The sequence below is a fragment of the Lactobacillus sp. ESL0680 genome (genome assembly GCF_029392855.1).
In the GTDB taxonomy this organism is placed as follows: Bacteria; Bacillota; Bacilli; order Lactobacillales; family Lactobacillaceae; genus Lactobacillus.
In genome coordinates, this window is the sequence record NZ_CP113945.1 from 653,705 (window position 1) to 672,425 (window position 18,721).

Below are 18,721 nucleotides of genomic sequence, written 5' to 3' on the forward strand. Positions count from 1 at the left end.
TAATGGACTATAAAAACTATTCCAAATACGATGATGTGTTGACCAAGGTTAAACTGCTGCTACCCAATAGTGACAACAATCCTAGCTATGACAGCATCGTTGACTTTACGATTGAGAAAGCAATCGATGATGTTGCTAACTATTGCAATACGACAATTGACGAACTGCCAGCAGAGTTATGCAGCACAATTGTTAGTTTAGCCGTACAATTACTTGATACTCATGGCTGGCTTAATGGTCAACAAGACGACAGCAATGTAGGTTCAATTACTGAAGGCGATGTATCAGTAACGTTTAAGCAACCTAGTGAAGCTTACAAAGACTTACAAACTGTCAATTCGATTAGCGATGATTTTCGCTTGATATTGAATAGATATAGGAGGTTGCCACCACAATGAGCATGTTTGGCGGACTGACCAGAGCAGCACCACTGCTTTGGCATGATAAGGCAACAATTACTGGCAAGCGATCAGTTAAGCATGGCGCTATCACTGATAGTGAAACCGTGACGATTGTTTCTGATGAGCCATGTAAAGTTCTCCTAAAAGGGCAAAAAGCCAGCACACAGTCATTTTTCGGTACTGATGAATATGATGCAGAGCTGCTAATTAGGACTGGAATATCAATTCCAGCAGGAAGTCGTATCAATGTAACTGATGTGAATGGCAAAACGGTTCAGTATAAGCGAGCCAGCAAAGGCTATACCGGTTATGCTAGTCATCAAGAACTAGCAATGGTGAGGGATGAGAAAGCGTGAGTTTGGGAACGGTTGACGACAGCGAGTTTAAGGCATTTACTGACAAGATTACGAATGCCGTAAATAGTGGTCAGTTAAAGCAAGCGATTGGTGAGAGTGCTGGTAGAATTGGTCAACAATCACTTAAGCAGTTTAAAGCTAATACGCCAGTTGATACTGGTACTTTAAGGCGTTCTTGGACTGTGTCTGGTCCGCATTATGGCGGCATGAGCTGGGACATTAAACTTAGCAACAATGCTGAATACTCGTCTTTTGTTGAGAATGGTCACCGAACTCGTGGTGGTGGCAGTTGGGTACCAGGACAATTTTTTATGGAGAAGTCAAAAACGCAAATCGAAAGTCAATTGCCATTCTTGATTACACCAGTATTAGTTAAGTTTAGGAACCTATTATCATGACAATTACAGAGCGCATAGCAAATGAAATAGCAGTGATCTTTCCAGATGCAGTAATTTATACAGAAAACCAAGACAGCAACTTTCAGGAGCCGTCTTTTTTTATCCAGAAAATTCTAACTGCAACTACACCACTGCTGTTTGAGAATCAGGATCGAAAATATCACTACCAGTTAGTGTATTTTCCTAATTCTGACCATCCAAATGCAGATATGGAGCGTGTGGAAGACAAGCTGTTAGATAAATTTACGCAGCTATCAGGTTTTGCCGATATTCATAATCGTGAATTTGACATTGATACAGCTAACACTGTGTTAGAAGTTAAATTCGAGGTTTGGACTTGGGCAATTAAGCAAGATAGAACTATTAAACAAAGAAAGGTAGATGTAAATGGCGGAGTCAAAGAATGAGACAGTGCAGGAAAAACCGTTTAGCACTGTTATTAAGCAAGAAAACAGGTTTACGAAGAAAGCTATTCTTAATAGTAACCTGTTTGAAACCGTTGATAAAGATATCTTACGAACTGTTTTAAACGATAGTAAGACATACACGGTTGAAGAATTACAAGCAGCAATTAAGAAATTTAAAGGAGGAATTTAAATGGCAGGCGGAACATGGAAAACGCAGAATAAGCGGCGTTCAGGAGCATATGTCAATGTTAAGGGCATTGCCCAACCGACTTCTGATTCTAGTTTAGGTAGAACATTAATATTAAGTAATGCGCAATTAGGCTGGGGCAAGAAAGGCGTTATTGAAGTACATAATGATAGTAACTTCAAAGAGTTACTAGGGACAACAATTGATGATCCAAAACTGATGGCATTGAAACAGGTACTAAAGGGGGCTGAAACAGTCCTCTTTTTAAATACCAACGATGGCGTACGGGCAAGTTTGTCTGATCCAGCATTACCTTGGAAGTTCGAAGCAACTTACCCCGGAACTAAGGGTAATGACATCAGTATTTCAGTTGAAAAGGATCCAAATAATACGACTAATATCACAGTTACAACACTGTTTGGTACTGAAATTGTTGATGAGCAGACAATTACTACGACAACAGGCAATAACTTACTTGCTAATGATTATGTTATTCCGACAATGACTGAACAGGATAATGGTCAAGCTAAACTAGAAGCAATTAGTGCAGCAGCCAGCTACAAGTTAACTGGTGGGACAACAACGCCAGCTAATACCGAGGACCTGATGAGCGATGCAATGGAGACAGAAAACTATTCGGTTGTCACAACAGCTGGTTATCCAGAAGACAGTAATATTCATGCGTTACTGGTTACAACGGTTAAGCGTCTAAGAGATACCGAGGGAATGAAGATTCGCGGTGTGATTCCGGCAAGTTCAAGTATCAACAACGTCAATTACGAAGGCATTTCAGTTGTTGCCAATGGCTTAACGCTAAGCGATGGCACTGCTTTATCTGTGACTGATGCCACTGGCTATTTTGCTGGTCTGTCTAGTTCAGTTGATGGTTCAGCCTCACTGACTTATACAGAAATTGAAGATGCAATTAGTGCTAATCCACGGTTGAACAATGAGAAAACTATCGCGGCATTGAATGCTGGTCAGATTGTCTTTTCAACACGACCAGGTCAACGAGTTGTAATTGAGCAGGACATCAATTCACTGACTAAGTTTACTAAGGATAAGCCTAAGAGCTTCAGTAAGAATAAAGTTCTACGGGTATTGGACGAGATTGCGACAGATACTGAACAAGCATTTGAGAAATCTTACTTAGGCAAAGTTGGCAATAACGCCGCTGGCCGTGACCTGTTTAAAGCTAACCGAGTAAGCTATTTGCAAGGCTTAAACGACAGTAACGTAATTCAAGACTTTAGTGCAACTGATATTACAGTTAATCCGGGCGAAGACAGTGATTCCGTTGTTGTTGACTTGGCAGTAAAGCCTGTGGATGCAATGGAGAAACTCTACGTCACGATTAATGTAGGATAGGAGGAAGAACATGCCCTTAGAAGCAAGTGATTTTTTAAATGGTAGAAACGCGATTTCTACAAAAGAAGCAACTGTAACCTTAACGATTGCTGGACAAGTCTATAAGATGATTGAATGTAACGAGTTTACAGCCAAATTGGAAAAGAAGAAGGAAGATATTCAAACTCTCGGAACGCACTGGAAGCGGAAGAAGACTACTTCTATTGAAGGAACTGGAACGCTGAGCGGCTACCTGATTAACTCTAATTGGATTAAGCAAGCAATGCCGTACGTTCAAAATGGACGTGACTTGTACTTTGATATTACGTTAACGATTGAAGACCAAACGACTGATTGGGGTAAGCAGGTTGTTCAACTCAATAACGTCAATCTTGACACCATTCCGATTGCTGATTTCAAGGCTGATGATGGTGTAATGGAAGTCAAGTCTGACTTTTCGTTCGAAGGCTTTAGCTTAATCAATGAATTTAATGGCAGTTTACAATAAGGAGAATAAATTATGACTGAAAATATCAATGACTTTTTAATGAAGAACGTAGAAAATCCCGTTAAAACGGAAAACGTTAAATTTAAACGTTTTAAATCGCCGTTTAAAATTAAGTCATTATTGGCTGAAGATGTTACTAGATTGCGGAATCAAGCAACTAAGCAGACGTTAAACAGTAAGACACACCAATACGAAGCGCAAACTGACCAGAATAAATTTACTGATTTAATTGTTGAAGCAAGTGTGGTATCGCCAGACCTCCACAATGCAGAACTGATGAAAAGTTATAGTGTAGTTGATGGCGACGCAGCAAAACTACTGCAAAGAATGTTAACGATTGGCGAATACAGTGAACTTGCTGACCGGATTATGAAGATTTCGGGTATTGAAGACGCCGAAGCAGTGAAGAATACGGCAAAAAACTAATTGAAAACTCAGTTGGCGACTTTGGTGCTTATCACTACGTGCTTAATGAATATCATTGGACACCGAAACAATGGATAGAATTGAGTTCACGAGAACAAGCGCTGATTATTGCATCAATTGAAGTTCGTCAGCAGCATGAAAAAGAAGAAGTTGAGAAAATGAAACGGGAGAGCAAGGCGTAAGGTCTTGCCTCTTTTTGTTATTGCAAGAAAGGAGGTAAATATATGGGAGTAATTGAAACTACAATCCGCTTGAATGACGCTTTTAGTGGGACGCTAAGAAAGCTTGAATCAGGTTCGAGCGGCTTCGACAAGCTAAAGGGTGCCTTAAATGGTGGCAACATGTTTGGTAATGCGACAAAGCAATCTAACGGATTTTTCAAGTCAATGGTTGGCGCGCAAGTTGTCGGCAGTACGATTAGCAAAGGTATGGCGTTAGCTGGTAATGGTATAAGAGGTATGCTGCAAGAATTAAATCAATCAAGTATTGCTTGGCAAACGTTTGAAGGCAATATGCATCAGATTGGTAAAACCCCCGCACAAATTGCTAAAGCTAAGGCGTCTATGGCTGATTATGCAGCTAAGACAATCTATGATGCGACTGATATGTCATCTACTTATAGCCAATTAGCTTCTGTAGGTGTTAAAAATACTGGTAAGCTAGTAACTGGTTTTGCTGGTTTAGCTGCATCAGCCCAAGATCCAGTTCAAGCAATGAAAACTTTGAGTCAACAGGGTACACAAATGGCTGCTAAGCCAATGGTCCAATGGCAAGACTTTAGATTAATGTTAGAGCAAGCACCAGGTGGTATTTCAGCTGTTGCTAAAGCAATGGGCATGAGCGAACGACAGATGGTTGCCCAAGTTCAAAAAGGCACAATTAAGACTGATGAATTTTTTAAAGCGGTTGAACGAGCTGGTAACAATGCTAACTTTACTAAAATGGCCACAAAATTTAAAACTGTAGGGCAAGCAATTCAAGGAATTAAAGAAAATCTAGCTTATCAATTAATTAAGCAGTTTCAACGATTTAGTAAAGTAGGAATTGATGCACTTGATAAAGTCAACGATAAAATTAATCGATTTGATTTTAATAAATTAGGTGATAAGGCTATGGCGGTCTTTAACAAGATTAGAAGTGCAGCTAGTAATATATTTAAAGGCTTTAATTCAACTGGAGCATTGTCAGCAATACAAGGCATGTTTCAAGACATTGGTAAAACAATAGGTTCACTAAGTAAAAAAGCTTCATCTGGTGGTAAAGGAAATTTATTTACGCAAATTGGGAAAATAGGTGGTGGTGCAATTAGAGGAGCGGCTAATGCAATAGATGGCATAGCTAGAGCAATTAGCAAAATGGATCCTGGGACATTAAAAGCTTTGGGTGCTGCATTAGTAATTTTAAAGACAGGTATGAAAGGACTAGTATTTGGTGCATTAATAGCAGGATTAAATAAATTAGGTAAACTTAAACCCGACCAGATAAAGCAAGTTGCGACTGCTATTAAGGTTTTGGCAGGTGCATTTCTGGCTTTTAAAATTGGAAAGGGCATTATAAATACTATTTCTTCGGTTGGTAATGCGTTTGATAAACTTAAAGGTTTGAAAAACATTTTTGGCAAGAGTAAAGAAATTAAAACACCTAAAATTGAAGCGCCAGATATTAATGCTATAACTAAACCATTTGAAGGTTTATCTAATCTTGCAAGTGGAATTTTAAAATTTTCTGTTGCTTTGCTTGCAGTTGCTGCTGCAGTTTGGGTATTTGCTCAAGCTGCTGCTACATTGAATAGTAGCGGCGGATTAACAATGTTTTTAGGAATGATTATTGGTATTAGCGGGTTAATGATTGTGGCTTCAGGCCTTGGCTCGGCTTTAGAGATAGCTTTACCAGGTATTTTAGGCTTTTCAGCTGCAATTTTATTAATTGGCGCGGCAATAGCTATTGCAACTCCCGGTATTAGTGCTTTGTCGGGATTAGTAAGGTCAATTGGTAGTGCAGTAACAAGCGTTATTAATGCAATAGCTGGCGCTTTGCCAGGAGTAGTTGCTGTAATTAATTCGGTAGCTTCTGGAATAAAAAATATTATTTCTCAGTTAGGACAATCAATTTCTCAGGCAGTCAATTCGATAGGGCAAAATGTCGGTCGAATAGCGAATACCATTGGTAAGTCAATTTCTGGAGTAATAAATAGCGTTGGACGATCAATTTCGAATGTAATTAAGTCCATTACAGGTGGAATTAAGGGAATTCTTGAGGGAATAGCTGACACCATTAAATCTGTTGGACAATCCGCAAAATATGCTGGTCAAGGTGTGAGTTTAATGGCTAGTGGTATGAAAGAACTATCTGGAATTGGTATAGGTAGAGTAGGTGCTATATTTGCAGAAATTGTGACAGGAGCTAAGAAATTAGGTGATACAGGTTCAAATGTTTCGAAAGCAGGTAACGGTGTGTCTAGGTTTGTTTCTGGATTAAAATTAGCTGCTTCTGCTTTAAAATCATTAAAAGCTAATAGTAAAATTTCAATTAGTATAAAAAAGCCTAAAACTTTTAAATTACAATTACCTAAAACTAAATCCTTACATATTACAATTGCCAAACCAAAAATCCCAACACCTAAAGCGCCAAAGATTAAAACTTTGCACGTTAAAGTCGCAAGACCGGTTATTCCCCAGCCTAGAATGCCTAAATTGAGAAACATTCCAGCCCCTCATGTAGGCAGACCGTCAATGGTAGGTGTTGTTTCTGCAGTTAGATCAGGTATGAATCAAGCAGTATCAGCCGTAAGGAGTGGTGGTAATCGGATGGTTGCCGCTGTTCAATCGGCTGTTTCAAGAGCTGCTGCTGTTGCTAGAAGTGGCGCAGGTGCAATGCAATCAGCCGGAGCTATGATTGGCGCTGGACTTGCTGCCGGAATACGTTCAGAAATTGGTGCAGTAGCTGCGGCAGCCGATGCATTAGTTGCACAAGCTGATCGGGCGGCACGTGCAAAAGCAAAAATTCATTCACCATCAAGGCTATTTGCTGAAGTTGGTAGTTTTATCGGTCAAGGTATGGCTTTGGGAATGAATAAAACTACCGGTTTAGTTAGTGCTGCAGGAGCAGGATTAATTGATGCCGCCAACACTGGTAGCAGTGTGGGTGTTAATTATACTGGTTCTGGCTCAATTACACCGGCCAGCTTGACACGCAGTCAGGTATTTTCTACTCGTAATAACAGTAGTAATAGTAGCCACGCTGTTACGATTGCCAAAGGTGCCATTGTAATTAATGGCTCAAGCAAACCACAACAAACGGCTGATGAAATTATGACAGCTATTGAAAAGCGCATGGTTGAAATTGATAATAGGAGGCTTTAATGGACAATAACGATAAGTTCGCCGTGTATCTAACCAACTATGCTAATAATGAGACTATTGAATTACCGCTTAATCCAAGTGACCTAAAAATCAAGTATGAGTCTGATGATAAGACGCAAACGGTAATTAATCTGGGTGAAATCAATCAACTTGGCCCACTGAAACTTAGTACTATCGAAATAGAAAGTACGTTTCCTAAAGACGACCATTTTGTTTCAACTGCTGATTTTCAAGAGCCAACCTATTACATTGATTGGCTGAAAGAAATTCAGAAGAGTAAAGGTCGAGTACAGCTGGTAGTTGCTTCGACTGAATTAAGTAGGACAATGACAATTGCTAGTTTTGAACCGGGCTTTAAAGATGGCTATGATGGCGAATATACTTATACTTTGGAACTTAAGGATTACCGCAAGGCGAGCTATAAGAAAGTTAAGAAAAAGAAGAAAAAGCGTAAGTCAGGTCATAGCAAGCACCGCAATAGCCCTGCTAAGAAGATTGGCAGAGGCTCAACAGTAATTGTGAATGGTAGATTGCACTTAGATAGTGACGGACGTGGAGCGGGTGCTTACGAGAAAAATGCAAAGCGTAAGATTACCAACATTGCAACGGGCCACAAGTACCCAATTCATGTTTCAACGCTATCAGGTGGCGCTCGTGGTTGGGTCAAGAAAGGTGATGTGAAAAGAGCATGATAACCTTTTTTCAAATTTGGTCACGAGATAAAAAGAAAGGTTACGATGTTAAAAACATTGTCGCTAATCCGAAATGGACAACAGATCTGAACTTTTCTGCTGGGCAATTAGATTTTGATTTGGTTTATCAAGATAAGACTTACTTGCCAGCACTTGGCAGCATTGTTAAATTTTATTGGGATCATAAAAAGGTCTTTTATGGCTATGTTTTTAAGGCAGAACTTAAAAGCGATAAGACGGTTAATATTACAGCTTACGACAAGACGCGATATTTAAAGAACCAAGATTCTATCGTGTGGAAGACAGGAACAATTGCTGACCGTTTTACTAATGTCTGCAAGCGAGCTGGCATCAGTCACAAAGTAGTTGACCGACCGAAGCATAAGGTAGCTGCGGAAGTTTGTGACGGTAAGTCATACTTCGATATGCTTAAAAGCGCAATCAAGAAAACATTGCGTGCAACAGGACACATGTATTTCATTTATGCTAATTACTCACGGATTGAATTGTGCCGAGCGCCGCGTAAAAAGCTTAAGCTGATTTTGGATGGTGACTCAGGGATGACAGATTTCACATATTCTAAGGACATTGATAACACGGCAAACGTAGTCAAAATCGTTCAAAAGAATGAAAAGAAATCCAAGTCTAAGACAGCCACAGCTAAGAGTGATGATCCTAAAAGAACGAGTTTTAAAACGGTAACTAAAAAGATGCCGAGCGTTAAGCGTTGGGGCAAATTGCAGATTACAGAAAACAAGAAAAATAAAGCTAATCATGCACAGATGGTTAAGCAAGCGAAGAATGTTTTGAAGCAAAAAGACTTAGCCAATAAAACTTTGACGATAGATTGCATTGGCAACCTTGATTTAGTGGCAGGTAATTCGGTTGAAGTAAAAATCAAAGGCTACAAGACGATCAAGAATTGCGGTATTTTAAAGGCAACGCATAATTTTGGTACAGATTATAATTGTGAATTAGAAATGAAGGTGATGTCGTCATGGCTGGCGAGCGACTCTGGCGAATGATGCATGAGCGTGGCGGTTCAGATAATGAATACTGTGACATTGTTTATGGCACGGTTGATTCAGTTGACCCACTGAAAGTGCAGTTAGCTAACGACATGATTTTGACCGATGATTTTATCGTTCTGGGCAAAAACATCGGCAAGATTGTACTAGATTCTAAGGCTAAGATTTATGCGCATAGTGACCAGGTGGGTAGTGTTTCGGGTAATCGTCCAGAAATTATTGAGAAGGTTAGATATGAATTGGACAATAGTTTAAAGGCTGGTGATAAGGTGACCATGATCCGTATGGATGGTGGTCAGCAATTTTATCTATTTGAACGTGAACCGAAAGTCAAATTGAAATTGACATAGTAAAATAATTCTCTTTTATATATAATGAAAATGTTGGCTGAAAAACCAACTAGCCTATAAGTAGGAAGTGAGTTAGATGACTCGCAGAGATTACCGTAAGGCAAGCAAAAAAGCCAACCGCAAGGTAAACTTTAATCGGTTTACTAATGTGGTTAGCTTTCTAGCGAGTCTTGCAACAATCTTGAGCTTGTTACTCCAATTGTTCCAACTTTTTAGGTAACAAGCAAAGGGGAAGCGGGAACGTTTCCCTTTTGCTGTAATTATAGCAAAAACTAAGGATTATTCAAATGAAAAAACATGAGACTCGATGGCAAATAATAAAATTAATCTTGGATATAATTATTATAATTTTGGCAGGGATTCTTATTTACGAAAGAATAAGGAGGTGGTAAGTAGTGGACGATGATGATGTGATTATTGATGAAGACGACGACTTAGATACAGTTGACGAAGACCAAGATAATGATGAAGAAGTAGAAGAAGATCAACCGACTTTGACTTTTTTATTAAAAATGGACGAATTCGTAATAAAGTTGACGAATTATCAGCAATGGTTCAGGCAGTCGATAAAATCTTAAAAACTGAACGCTTTGTCTATCCAATTTATAGTGACCAGTACGGCAACGACTTACCAGATTTATTCGGTAAGTCGTTTTCTTATGCTCGTGTTGAAATCAAGCGAATGCTGAAAGAAGCACTACTTGATGATGACCGAGTAACTAAAGTGACGATTGACAGCATTAAGCAGTCGGACAGCACTACACTCGCAGTGACTGGAATTTGCACCACAATTTATGGGGATGTGCCAATAGAAAGTGAAGTGAAGATAAGTGACACCAGATGAGTTAGCAGCGGAATTTGAAGAACACGATGTAGATTATTATATGGAAGAAATGCTGGATGCAGTACCAGACAACATTGATAAGCGTGAGGGTTCGGTAATTTATGACGCAATTGCACCTGCTGCTTTGGTTATGGCACAAGAGAATCAACGTATGGCAATGATTATCAAGGAGACATACGTGAGAACCGCTGAGGGTGAATTCTTGGATTATCGGGCGCAAGAGCGAGGTACTAATAGATACCCAGCGACGCAAACAGAGGTCAAAGCGAAGATAACTGATAGCGACGGCAATGCAATTAATAATGTAGAAATAGGCGACCAATTCGCAAGTGTTGGTGAAACGCCTATTTTTTATACCGTCACACAGATTTATGATGACTTAACGGTTGCAATGACTGCTGATGATCCGGGAACAACTCCTAATGGCTATCTAGGACAAATTCTACCAGTTACGCCAAATGATGAATTGTCCTGGGCAGAGATCACAGAAATTATTGCACCAGCACGCGATGAAGAAACTGACGACCACTTACGAGCAAGACTGTTGGGCTCAGATGATTGGATTGCCTACGGTGGCAATGTGGCGGATTATCTAGCAATGACTAGCAAGATTACCGAAGTAGGTGCAACGCAAGTTTATCCCGTTTGGAATGGTGCAGGAACAGTTAAGCTGGTCATTCTGAATAACGATTTAATGCCAGCTAATCAAGATTTAATTACAAAGGTTAAAAGCCTGATTGACCCTACCGACGGTGAAGTTCAAGGCTATGGCTTGGCCCCAATTGACCATCAGGTTACCATAACTGCACCCACAGCCTTTACCGTTGATATTGCGACAAACATTCAGATTGACAGTCAGCATAGTGTAGACGTAGTTAAACAGCAAATTAATGACCAATTATCCGAGTACTTTAAGAATTTGCGAGCAAGCTGGAATTTAATTGATCCTAAGACAGGACGCGGTTATGCTATGATGATTTACCGATCGAAAATATTGTCGCAAATTATGCAAATTGAAGGCGTGATGAACGCCACAATTCCTAGCTTGAATTGTGCGGATAGCGATATTAAGTTAGTGTTTGATAATGATACTTCGCAATTACCTATCTTGGGGACGGTGACACTGAATGAGTAATAACTTGATGAATTATTTACCAGATTACTATCAAGACGTTTACGAGATGCAGGCAATTATGCATGCACACGGGCAGGTCTTAGATGAGTTTGAAAGTAAACAAATTCGGACGCTGCTCAATCAATTTGTGACACAGACTGATAGTAAAGGTATTGCGGTATTTGAAAATCAGGTTGGTGTGCAACCAAGTCCAGGTGATGATTTAGCTACTAGGCAGAATCGGGTGCTGATGCACTTGCTGCCACCTAGACCGATAACGATTAGATATTTGCGAGAATTGTTTAATACTTTGAAAATACCAGTCAATATCACAATTGATTATGGTAAGCGTGATGCAATTATTGAAGGTAATAGTAGCAGTATTACAGATGCTCAGATTGACAATATCAGATATATTCTAAATGTTTATTTGCCAGCTAACATGCTTTACGAAATCAAGATTGCTTTGAAGCAGGCATTGATTGGCACTGATTTATTTATTGGCATTGGTATGAAGTCAAAAGTAACAACGGTAGTAGATGCAAATGTGTCGCAGTTTTTTAATTAAGGAAGTGATGAAAATTGTCAAAATATAATAAGACCGTGCTGACGAATGCGGGGATTGATTTAGCTAGAAAAGTTAACGCTGGGCAGGCCAAATTCAGCATTACTAAAGCAGCTACTAGTTCAGAGAACTTGTCTGATAAAAGCATTGCTGATTTGCAGAACATGACTGAATTGCCCAGTGTCATGCAATACGGTGTGATTACTGATGTTGAAGATTCAGCGTTAGATAAAGATACCGTAATTGGCATGGACTTGAAGTTTAATAACAAGGACCTGGCACATGGCTACAGTGTCAATGCTATTGGCCTATATGCCAAAGAAGATGGTTCGGATAACGAATTTCTGTATGCTATCACGACAGCTGTTGATCCAGAACATATGCCTGACTTTAACAACAAGGCGATGTTCCAGTTCAACGTAACCATATATGTGGTAGTTGGACGGTCTAGCAATGTAACAATTAATGTTACTGAAGAAGGTGTTGCTGCTAAGAAATATGTTGATGACGAGCTTGAGAAAAAGGTCGATAAGACTACTTATGATAAGGATAAGAAGCAACTTGAAGACGGCATTAAAGATGCTGGAAAAGTAGACAGTGTAAACTTAATTAAGCCGGATCCTATTTCTAAAAACGTTTCGCTTACTTCTGAAAATATACCGCACTACAATAGTTCGGTTAAACAAACACTAGATAGTTTAAACAACGGTAAAGCTGAAACAGTAAATGGCATTGCAGTAGACGGTAATAAAAATATTAGTGTTCCTGTATTTGCTAATAATTTGCTTGAAGGTACAAGTGACCAATTACAATCTATTGGTGGCAATGGACTTTTAAGCCAAACGAAAGTTCCAGTAACAGTTGGTGACATTATTACAGCTACAGTTTGGATTGATAATTCCAACGGAACTGATGATGAAAAAATCTCTGTTTGGGCGTTGAACAGTACGAGCACATCACTTTTTATGGTATCGGGTAATGTGATATCTAAAGGAGCACAAGGCTGGTCAACAGTGAAAACTACTGTAAGCAATTCTAGTGCTGCTTTTTATACAGTACATATCAGTGGACCAGCTACTAGTTACAAAGAGACAAAGCTTGCTAAGTGGCAAGATGCTAATACGTCACCAGATATGACATGGTTGCCGAATCCTGATGATAAAGCAAGTAAGCAGGATGTGACAGATGCGGAAAGTAATGTGAAGCAATATGCAGATAGTGCTGCAAAAACTGCTCAGTCTAATGCCGAGCAGTATGCTAATGAAAAATTTAGTCAGGTGCCTAAAACTGACTTATCAAATTACTACAATAAGCAAGAAACCGATAAGCAGATTACAAATGCAGTAAAGGTTACCAGTATTAACGGTGGCACTGGTGACGTAAAAATTGGTGGGACTAACTTATTCATTAAATCAACACTTCAGCATGGTTGGCTAGACCATAACCAGACGGATAATGGTGGCATTTCAAACAGCGAAGCAGACTATCATACGGACTATATTTATGTGGCAGGTAAAGAAAATTTTACGCTGACTTTCTACCAGCCAAGTGATTATTTAAAAAGCCATTACTTTAATGCTCAGATTGACCTATGTGATGGTAATAAAGCTTGGCTTGCTAGCGTAAATACTGGTTCTGGTAACTGGTCAGTAAATGATGACAAGATTTACTTACAGTTTAGCGCAGTACCAAGCACGGTCTATATCAGAGTGTCTGTCAACTACGGTAATGATAATGAAATGCTTCAGTCTCATACTAAGCTAGAGTATGGAACAATCTTGACAGATTGGTCACCGGCTCCAGAAGATATGGTTACTGACAAAGATTTTAAGCAGTTTAAGCAAGACAATCAGAATGCTTTAAACGGCAAAGCTAACAGTAATGACGTTTACCAAAAAGTTGAAGCAAATAATTTGCTGGCACAAAAAGCTCCGTCAACCGTTGATGGTCATGACGTGGCACACTTACTGCACAACTTCATAAGTCTATGGGGCGGCGATGCTGAACGTGAGCCACAAATCAACGGCAATTCTACTCATTTTTTCGATCAAGTTGAGTTGGTTGGTAGGGTACTCACCTCCAGTGGATTTTTTGCAACAGACAGTAATAGCTTTGCTTTCCCAATCCGTAAAGCTGATGGGAGTTACTCAAATGAACAATTGGCTACGGCTTTAAAAATAATTAGCGAATGTGCATACGCTGATAAAGCTTATGCAGATAGTGCTGCAAATAAGGCAAAAAGTGATGCAATTAGCTATACCAATGTTGCTTTGAATGTACCTAAGCAAGATATTAGTAATCTTAAAACACGAGTAACTACTCTAGAAAATCGTGAATACACACATGATGCAGGTAACGATGCAGCAGCGTTAACATATTCGAAAAATCATCCTAGTGTGATTGTCTTCGGTGATTAGAAAGGAGTAACAACATGATTTTTAATGGTAAAAGATATAGTCATTTTTACTTGAATGGTTATAAGTTTGAATACAGTCTTAAAGATATAATAGGTCAAGTTATCACTGTTAAGACAGATACCCAAGTTTATGATGAATTTGGACACAAAACAGCAATTGCCAATAATAATCAAATTGTTAGGGTAGTGAATTATTTAGAAAATAAAGATGTGCGATTAATTTATGCTTGGGTTTTTACAACGAATCAAAAGTCTGAATATTGTTATTTGAAACCAGAAGATATTTTGTTTGGTAATCAGCTTGATGCTTTAAGTAAAAATGGGGGGGTAAAGCCCCTAGCTATCAACCTTCTTAGACATTTATTTAGCATGGAGGTGGTTCCATGCTGATATATAATGGAAAAGCTAGAAGTCATTTATATTTAGGCGGTAGAAAATTAGTTGAAGAAAACTTCTTACCAAGATATTACAAGTTAGGAAACAGTGGCAACTCTGATTCTAAAATTTATTCCTTAGATGTATCAACCGGTAATTTTATACTCAATCAACTTCAACTTCATTTTACAAGTATATACGGAGGATATAAGAGTGCACTTGTATATCAGATAATTAACTACAATGGTGATGACTATGCTTTATTGGATGTGGTAATTAATGGTTATGATGAATATCCAGCTTGGATAAGACTAAAAGATTTTGGCGGTGCGACACCGCTATAATGCACTCATTAAGAGTGCTTTTTTAATAGAAAGGATTTTTTAAAATGACAGAAGAAACAAAAACATATATTTATTATCGGAGCGACAATCAAGTGCCTTATGCAATTGACAAAGAGGAACAGCCATTCGGCGACTATATTCCATATCCTTTTGTGGCCGAGGCACCAGACCCGTCTATTCAGTCGCCTAAGTACGACTGGAATAAACGGGAGTGGTATGAATACAAGCCTGATGCTCAAGGACAATTAATTAATCAATTATCAGCAGATGTTACAAAAAATAATGAGGCTGTAAGTGACTACACTGAAAGTAAACCAATCATTGATGGGCAAATTAAAAGCTTGCTAACTGGGCAAGGACAGATGATTGACATGCTGTCTAAGATGGCAGCGGCAAACGTAGCACAAACTGGCGGTGTTGGCACTGAAAGCCTATTTGATTTATCATCAATGGCACCAATTTTTGAGAGTATGTATAAATCAATGTACTTACTCGGCGTTTATGACAAGGCTAAGATTGCTTCGTTTGTAGTGCTGGGCACGATTGACGCAGCTGCATATAAGCGAATCACTGGCGAAGAATATGAAGCATCTACTGAAGAAAAGTAGGTGCTATTTTATTGGACTGGAACAGCTTGATACAAGTAATTATAGAATCAGGTATTATTCAATTTTTTGTTGGTCTTTGGACCGGTCATCGTAAAAAAGTAAAAACAAATCAGCAATTAACTTCAGAAATACCAGACATTGAGAAGACCTTAAAAAATCTGAACAACAAGCTAAATGATATTGGTGACGGTGTTAAAGAGGTATTGCATTCAGAATTAGATGGCTTGTGTTTTAAAATCAAACGCCAAGATGGTGGGACAGAAGAACAGAACAACCGCTTGGATAATATCTATAAAAGTTATAAGGCACTACATGGTAATGGTGCTGGAACCAAACTATATGAAGAAACTAAGAAATTACCGATTATTGATAAGGAGACTGAAAGATGAGCATTAAAGATTATTTAGACTTAGGCTATGCAGGATTAGTAGTTGTGGCCATTGTAGCTTATGTTGGTGTTAAGGTTTATGGCGAGCATCACACGATTAAGAATAAATGGATTGCACAAATTCCTGATCTGGCAGCTGCATTTGTTCATGAAGCGGAAACTACTGGCGGTGATGGCACAAAAAAGATGGATATTGTAATCACTAGTGTGGTTAATATCTTAACTAGTCACGGTGTACAAATTGATCCAACCATTGAAGCTGCGATTAAGGCATATGCAGAAAAAGAAGTAGCTAAGATGAATGCCAATAAACCTACTACAAAACCAGCCGATAAAGCAGAATCAGTAGATAATTTTGACGAAACTAAGGTTAAAGATGAAGTAGGAACTGATAGCAATGCTTAATGTTATTGACGTTTCGAACAATAATGCAGGTCTTGACCTAACTAAAATCAAAGCTGATGGCGTGATTGCGAAAGTAGCCGAAGGTACCAATTTTACTGATTGGACCATGCCTACTTTTATGAGGCAAGCTGATAAAGCACATATGCTTAAAGGCTTGTATTTTTTCGCAAGACCTGGAGATTGGAAAACACAGGCTGATTTCTTTCTTAGAATTGCCAAGCCATACCTTAAAGACACTATCTTACTGCTTGATTATGAGAGCACTGTGGTAAATTATGGCGGTGTGCAATGGGCTAAAAACTGGCTTGACTATGTTTATCAAAAGACGGGCACTAAGCCACTGATTTACATGGGCCTAGCTGACGAAAACTATTATGATTGGACATCGGTTGCTAAGAAATACTCTTTGTGGGTGGCACAATACAACGACATGAATATTCATTATGGCTTCAAGGTTCGTACGCTTTACGGTAAGGTAAATCACTGGCATAAGATGACCATATTTCAGTACACACCTAACGGCAGACTAACAGGTTATCCAGGACCTTTAGATCTGGATGCTTATTATGGTAAGAGAAGCGATTGGGATAAGCACAAGCATAACGATACAGGAAGTGATGAAGAAATGACTTGGAAAGTTAAGGTACCGATTGCAGCATACGGTGGCTTTTTAGTAACCAAAAAAGCTGGAGCTACCTTATGGGACAAACCTAATAACGATAAAAAAATCGGAATGCTAAAATATAGCAAACCGATTATTGTTACTGGGTATGAAAAAGGATTTTACAAAACTAGCAAAGGTTACATTGACCCACGAACTGGTGTCTTTAAGAAAAATCCATTGCTGGATAATCCTGACATCCACAGTGTGATCGAAGTGACCGGCAATGCTAAGGGTCATGCAGAAGCAGATGGACCAGTGACTGGACGCAAATTTAAGAAAGGCGATAGGTACAAGGCTTATAAGTTACGCAAAGGTTATCTACTGATTGGTGCAGGAAATGATAAATGGATTAATGGAATAAAAGTAAATATTATTTTATAATTGTACAGCGAGCGTTGGTATCTCTACGGGGACCAATACGAAAAGACCGCTCTGGAGGACAAAACCTCTGGAGCGGTCTTTTTTGTGTTTATTTTGGTAAAAATTAATACTAACCAGTTCTAAGATATCTTTTTATTAATATATTTAGTTATGCCTTGCTTAGTCATTCTACAATATGATATTAATGCATAATTTGTTATAGTTGCAACTAGAATCGTAATTGTGACCACATAAAATGAAGTGACAGTATTAAAACTTAGAAAAACAATAAATATTAAAATAATTGACCATAAAATTATATTTATGATACCCAATATATGATTTGAAACTTTTTTGTCAAAGCTTATCACAGTATAAGATTCCCTAGAAAATCTCCATATAGCTCCTATTGCCCAACCTCCTAATACTGACAAGCATATTACAGCTGGTTGACGATGATTCCCGCTTTTAGGAATTATTGAAGCCAATACTGCAATAAGTACGGATAAGCAATTAATTCTTTGAAGATGGGCATTGCACCAACCATTATAATACTTCAAAACTTTTTTATAAGCTTTTTTATTAAGATCCTTTTTTATAGATTTTTTAACATTATCATTTTTAATTAAATATAATAGTACTGAAAAAAAGTAAAGGTTTATAAAAAGAAAGCTCATATTGTTGCTCAAATATAAATATTTTTTACAATGATTTATAAGTGATAATATTAAAATCAATAGTGTTATACATGTAATATATAATAATCCTTTGTTCCATACAGTTTTTGATTTATAATTTTGTTTAACCATTATTCTAACTTAATTTCTGTCTGAATTAATAAGTTATATTATATACTAATAATATGAATAAAGGCAATAATGATTATTAAACTAAAAAAATCATAGATTAAATAATTAAGATTATTTAGTAAATGGGTTTTCTCTATTTTTACTGGTACATAGGGAATTACAGCTTATATTTTTGCCCATCAATTTGCCCATCAGAGACAAAATTTTCATAGTTTCTTAAAAACACATTTCCCGTTAAATCAACGTTTTACGTTCTTAAAATGCCTTTAAAATGCCTAGTTTTCTTCGGTTCGAGCCCGGATATCCCAATATTCATGATTTGTCTTAGTTTCAACTAGCTTAAAGCGTTGATACTAAGGCATTTTTA

At 38.2% G+C, this 18,721-nt stretch carries 22 protein-coding genes and 1 pseudogene; 22 read left to right on the top strand and 1 reads right to left on the bottom strand.

The window, feature by feature from the left end; all coding sequences use genetic code 11:
• The first annotated feature begins 2 nt into the window (after positions 1-2).
• The 22 genes and pseudogenes from OZX58_RS03295 to OZX58_RS03400 all read left to right on the top strand — a co-directional run bounded on the left by OZX58_RS03295 (position 3) and on the right by OZX58_RS03400 (position 17,566).
• Complete coding sequence (locus OZX58_RS03295) at positions 3-398, top strand: hypothetical protein (RefSeq protein ID WP_277141461.1); 396 nt, start codon at positions 3-5, stop codon at positions 396-398.
• Entirely contained in the window at positions 395-757 is a 363-nt protein-coding gene (locus tag OZX58_RS03300; RefSeq protein ID WP_277141463.1) for a hypothetical protein, read from the top strand. The genes OZX58_RS03295 and OZX58_RS03300 overlap by 4 nt, the downstream gene beginning before the upstream one ends.
• Positions 754-1,155: an HK97 gp10 family phage protein gene (locus OZX58_RS03305; RefSeq protein WP_277141465.1), complete on the top strand. Its 402-nt coding sequence runs from the start codon at positions 754-756 to the stop codon at positions 1,153-1,155. The genes OZX58_RS03300 and OZX58_RS03305 overlap by 4 nt, the downstream gene beginning before the upstream one ends.
• Positions 1,152-1,562, top strand: coding sequence for a DUF6838 family protein (locus OZX58_RS03310; protein WP_277141468.1), 411 nt, complete (start codon positions 1,152-1,154; stop codon positions 1,560-1,562). The genes OZX58_RS03305 and OZX58_RS03310 overlap by 4 nt, the downstream gene beginning before the upstream one ends.
• Positions 1,543-1,752 carry a hypothetical protein gene (locus OZX58_RS03315; protein WP_277141470.1) on the top strand — a complete coding sequence of 70 codons (210 nt, stop codon included), beginning with the start codon at positions 1,543-1,545 and terminating at the stop codon, positions 1,750-1,752. The genes OZX58_RS03310 and OZX58_RS03315 overlap by 20 nt, the downstream gene beginning before the upstream one ends.
• Entirely contained in the window at positions 1,753-3,117 is a 1,365-nt protein-coding gene (locus OZX58_RS03320; RefSeq protein WP_277141472.1) for a phage tail sheath family protein, read from the top strand. It begins immediately after the preceding gene.
• A gap of 10 nt (positions 3,118-3,127) precedes the next feature.
• Complete coding sequence (locus OZX58_RS03325) at positions 3,128-3,604, top strand: phage tail tube protein (protein ID WP_277141474.1); 477 nt, start codon at positions 3,128-3,130, stop codon at positions 3,602-3,604.
• 12 nt (positions 3,605-3,616) lie between these two features.
• Positions 3,617-4,030 carry a hypothetical protein gene (locus tag OZX58_RS03330; protein ID WP_277129857.1) on the top strand — a complete coding sequence of 138 codons (414 nt, stop codon included), beginning with the start codon at positions 3,617-3,619 and terminating at the stop codon, positions 4,028-4,030.
• A 224-nt stretch (positions 4,031-4,254) separates the two neighbouring features.
• Positions 4,255-7,392, top strand: coding sequence for a tape measure protein (locus OZX58_RS03335; protein ID WP_277141476.1), 3,138 nt, complete (start codon positions 4,255-4,257; stop codon positions 7,390-7,392).
• Entirely contained in the window at positions 7,392-8,084 is a 693-nt protein-coding gene (locus OZX58_RS03340; protein ID WP_277129854.1) for a hypothetical protein, read from the top strand. Before OZX58_RS03335 ends, OZX58_RS03340 begins: the two co-directional genes overlap by 1 nt.
• The gene (locus OZX58_RS03345; protein WP_277141478.1) at positions 8,081-9,109 is read left to right on the top strand and encodes a late control protein D; all 1,029 of its coding nucleotides are present in this window, start codon (positions 8,081-8,083) and stop codon (positions 9,107-9,109) included. The genes OZX58_RS03340 and OZX58_RS03345 overlap by 4 nt, the downstream gene beginning before the upstream one ends.
• Positions 9,082-9,462, top strand: coding sequence for a DUF2577 domain-containing protein (locus OZX58_RS03350; RefSeq protein WP_277141480.1), 381 nt, complete (start codon positions 9,082-9,084; stop codon positions 9,460-9,462). The genes OZX58_RS03345 and OZX58_RS03350 overlap by 28 nt, the downstream gene beginning before the upstream one ends.
• 494 nt (positions 9,463-9,956) lie before the next feature.
• A pseudogene (locus OZX58_RS03355) lies at positions 9,957-10,306 on the top strand (DUF2634 domain-containing protein).
• Positions 10,293-11,441: a baseplate J/gp47 family protein gene (locus OZX58_RS03360; RefSeq protein ID WP_277141482.1), complete on the top strand. Its 1,149-nt coding sequence runs from the start codon at positions 10,293-10,295 to the stop codon at positions 11,439-11,441. Before OZX58_RS03355 ends, OZX58_RS03360 begins: the two are co-directional and overlap by 14 nt.
• The gene (locus OZX58_RS03365) at positions 11,434-11,988 is read left to right on the top strand and encodes a putative phage tail protein (RefSeq protein ID WP_277141484.1); all 555 of its coding nucleotides are present in this window, start codon (positions 11,434-11,436) and stop codon (positions 11,986-11,988) included. The genes OZX58_RS03360 and OZX58_RS03365 overlap by 8 nt, the downstream gene beginning before the upstream one ends.
• Positions 11,989-12,002: 14 nt before the next feature.
• Positions 12,003-14,402, top strand: a complete 2,400-nt coding sequence (locus tag OZX58_RS03370) for a hypothetical protein (RefSeq protein WP_277141486.1) — start codon at positions 12,003-12,005, stop codon at positions 14,400-14,402.
• A 14-nt stretch (positions 14,403-14,416) separates the two neighbouring features.
• On the top strand, positions 14,417-14,791 hold the full coding sequence (locus tag OZX58_RS03375; RefSeq protein WP_277141488.1) for a hypothetical protein: 375 nt from the start codon (positions 14,417-14,419) through the stop codon (positions 14,789-14,791).
• On the top strand, positions 14,785-15,120 hold the full coding sequence (locus tag OZX58_RS03380; protein ID WP_277141490.1) for a hypothetical protein: 336 nt from the start codon (positions 14,785-14,787) through the stop codon (positions 15,118-15,120). The genes OZX58_RS03375 and OZX58_RS03380 overlap by 7 nt, the downstream gene beginning before the upstream one ends.
• A gap of 44 nt (positions 15,121-15,164) precedes the next feature.
• On the top strand, positions 15,165-15,728 hold the full coding sequence (locus tag OZX58_RS03385; RefSeq protein ID WP_277141492.1) for an XkdX family protein: 564 nt from the start codon (positions 15,165-15,167) through the stop codon (positions 15,726-15,728).
• 11 nt (positions 15,729-15,739) lie between these two features.
• Positions 15,740-16,117, top strand: coding sequence for a hypothetical protein (locus OZX58_RS03390; RefSeq protein ID WP_277134357.1), 378 nt, complete (start codon positions 15,740-15,742; stop codon positions 16,115-16,117).
• Positions 16,114-16,521, top strand: coding sequence for a phage holin, LLH family (locus OZX58_RS03395; RefSeq protein WP_277141494.1), 408 nt, complete (start codon positions 16,114-16,116; stop codon positions 16,519-16,521). Before OZX58_RS03390 ends, OZX58_RS03395 begins: the two co-directional genes overlap by 4 nt.
• The gene (locus OZX58_RS03400) at positions 16,514-17,566 is read left to right on the top strand and encodes a GH25 family lysozyme (protein WP_277141496.1); all 1,053 of its coding nucleotides are present in this window, start codon (positions 16,514-16,516) and stop codon (positions 17,564-17,566) included. The genes OZX58_RS03395 and OZX58_RS03400 overlap by 8 nt, the downstream gene beginning before the upstream one ends.
• Positions 17,567-17,685: 119 nt before the next feature.
• On the opposite strand, the gene OZX58_RS03405 is transcribed toward OZX58_RS03400, so the two are convergent.
• Positions 17,686-18,354: a hypothetical protein gene (locus OZX58_RS03405; protein ID WP_277141498.1), complete on the bottom strand. Its 669-nt coding sequence runs from the start codon at positions 18,352-18,354 to the stop codon at positions 17,686-17,688.
• Positions 18,355-18,721 lie beyond the last annotated feature (367 nt).

Excerpts from the sequence above, each read along its gene's own strand:
- OZX58_RS03320 (WP_277141472.1), top strand. The coding sequence starts at position 1,753 with ATGGCAGGCGGAACATGGAAAACGCAGAATAAGCGGCGTTCAGGAGCA.
- OZX58_RS03405 (WP_277141498.1), bottom strand. The coding sequence starts at position 18,354 with ATGGTTAAACAAAATTATAAATCAAAAACTGTATGGAACAAAGGATTA.
- OZX58_RS03395 (WP_277141494.1), top strand. The coding sequence starts at position 16,114 with ATGAGCATTAAAGATTATTTAGACTTAGGCTATGCAGGATTAGTAGTT.
- OZX58_RS03325 (WP_277141474.1), top strand. The coding sequence starts at position 3,128 with ATGCCCTTAGAAGCAAGTGATTTTTTAAATGGTAGAAACGCGATTTCT.
- OZX58_RS03350 (WP_277141480.1), top strand. The coding sequence starts at position 9,082 with ATGGCTGGCGAGCGACTCTGGCGAATGATGCATGAGCGTGGCGGTTCA.
- OZX58_RS03340 (WP_277129854.1), top strand. The coding sequence starts at position 7,392 with ATGGACAATAACGATAAGTTCGCCGTGTATCTAACCAACTATGCTAAT.
- OZX58_RS03380 (WP_277141490.1), top strand. The coding sequence starts at position 14,785 with ATGCTGATATATAATGGAAAAGCTAGAAGTCATTTATATTTAGGCGGT.
- OZX58_RS03365 (WP_277141484.1), top strand. The coding sequence starts at position 11,434 with ATGAGTAATAACTTGATGAATTATTTACCAGATTACTATCAAGACGTT.
- OZX58_RS03385 (WP_277141492.1), top strand. The coding sequence starts at position 15,165 with ATGACAGAAGAAACAAAAACATATATTTATTATCGGAGCGACAATCAA.
- OZX58_RS03295 (WP_277141461.1), top strand. The coding sequence starts at position 3 with ATGGACTATAAAAACTATTCCAAATACGATGATGTGTTGACCAAGGTT.
- OZX58_RS03345 (WP_277141478.1), top strand. The coding sequence starts at position 8,081 with ATGATAACCTTTTTTCAAATTTGGTCACGAGATAAAAAGAAAGGTTAC.
- OZX58_RS03375 (WP_277141488.1), top strand. The coding sequence starts at position 14,417 with ATGATTTTTAATGGTAAAAGATATAGTCATTTTTACTTGAATGGTTAT.
- OZX58_RS03335 (WP_277141476.1), top strand. The coding sequence starts at position 4,255 with ATGGGAGTAATTGAAACTACAATCCGCTTGAATGACGCTTTTAGTGGG.
- OZX58_RS03310 (WP_277141468.1), top strand. The coding sequence starts at position 1,152 with ATGACAATTACAGAGCGCATAGCAAATGAAATAGCAGTGATCTTTCCA.
- OZX58_RS03400 (WP_277141496.1), top strand. The coding sequence starts at position 16,514 with ATGCTTAATGTTATTGACGTTTCGAACAATAATGCAGGTCTTGACCTA.
- OZX58_RS03330 (WP_277129857.1), top strand. The coding sequence starts at position 3,617 with ATGACTGAAAATATCAATGACTTTTTAATGAAGAACGTAGAAAATCCC.
- OZX58_RS03315 (WP_277141470.1), top strand. The coding sequence starts at position 1,543 with ATGGCGGAGTCAAAGAATGAGACAGTGCAGGAAAAACCGTTTAGCACT.
- OZX58_RS03300 (WP_277141463.1), top strand. The coding sequence starts at position 395 with ATGAGCATGTTTGGCGGACTGACCAGAGCAGCACCACTGCTTTGGCAT.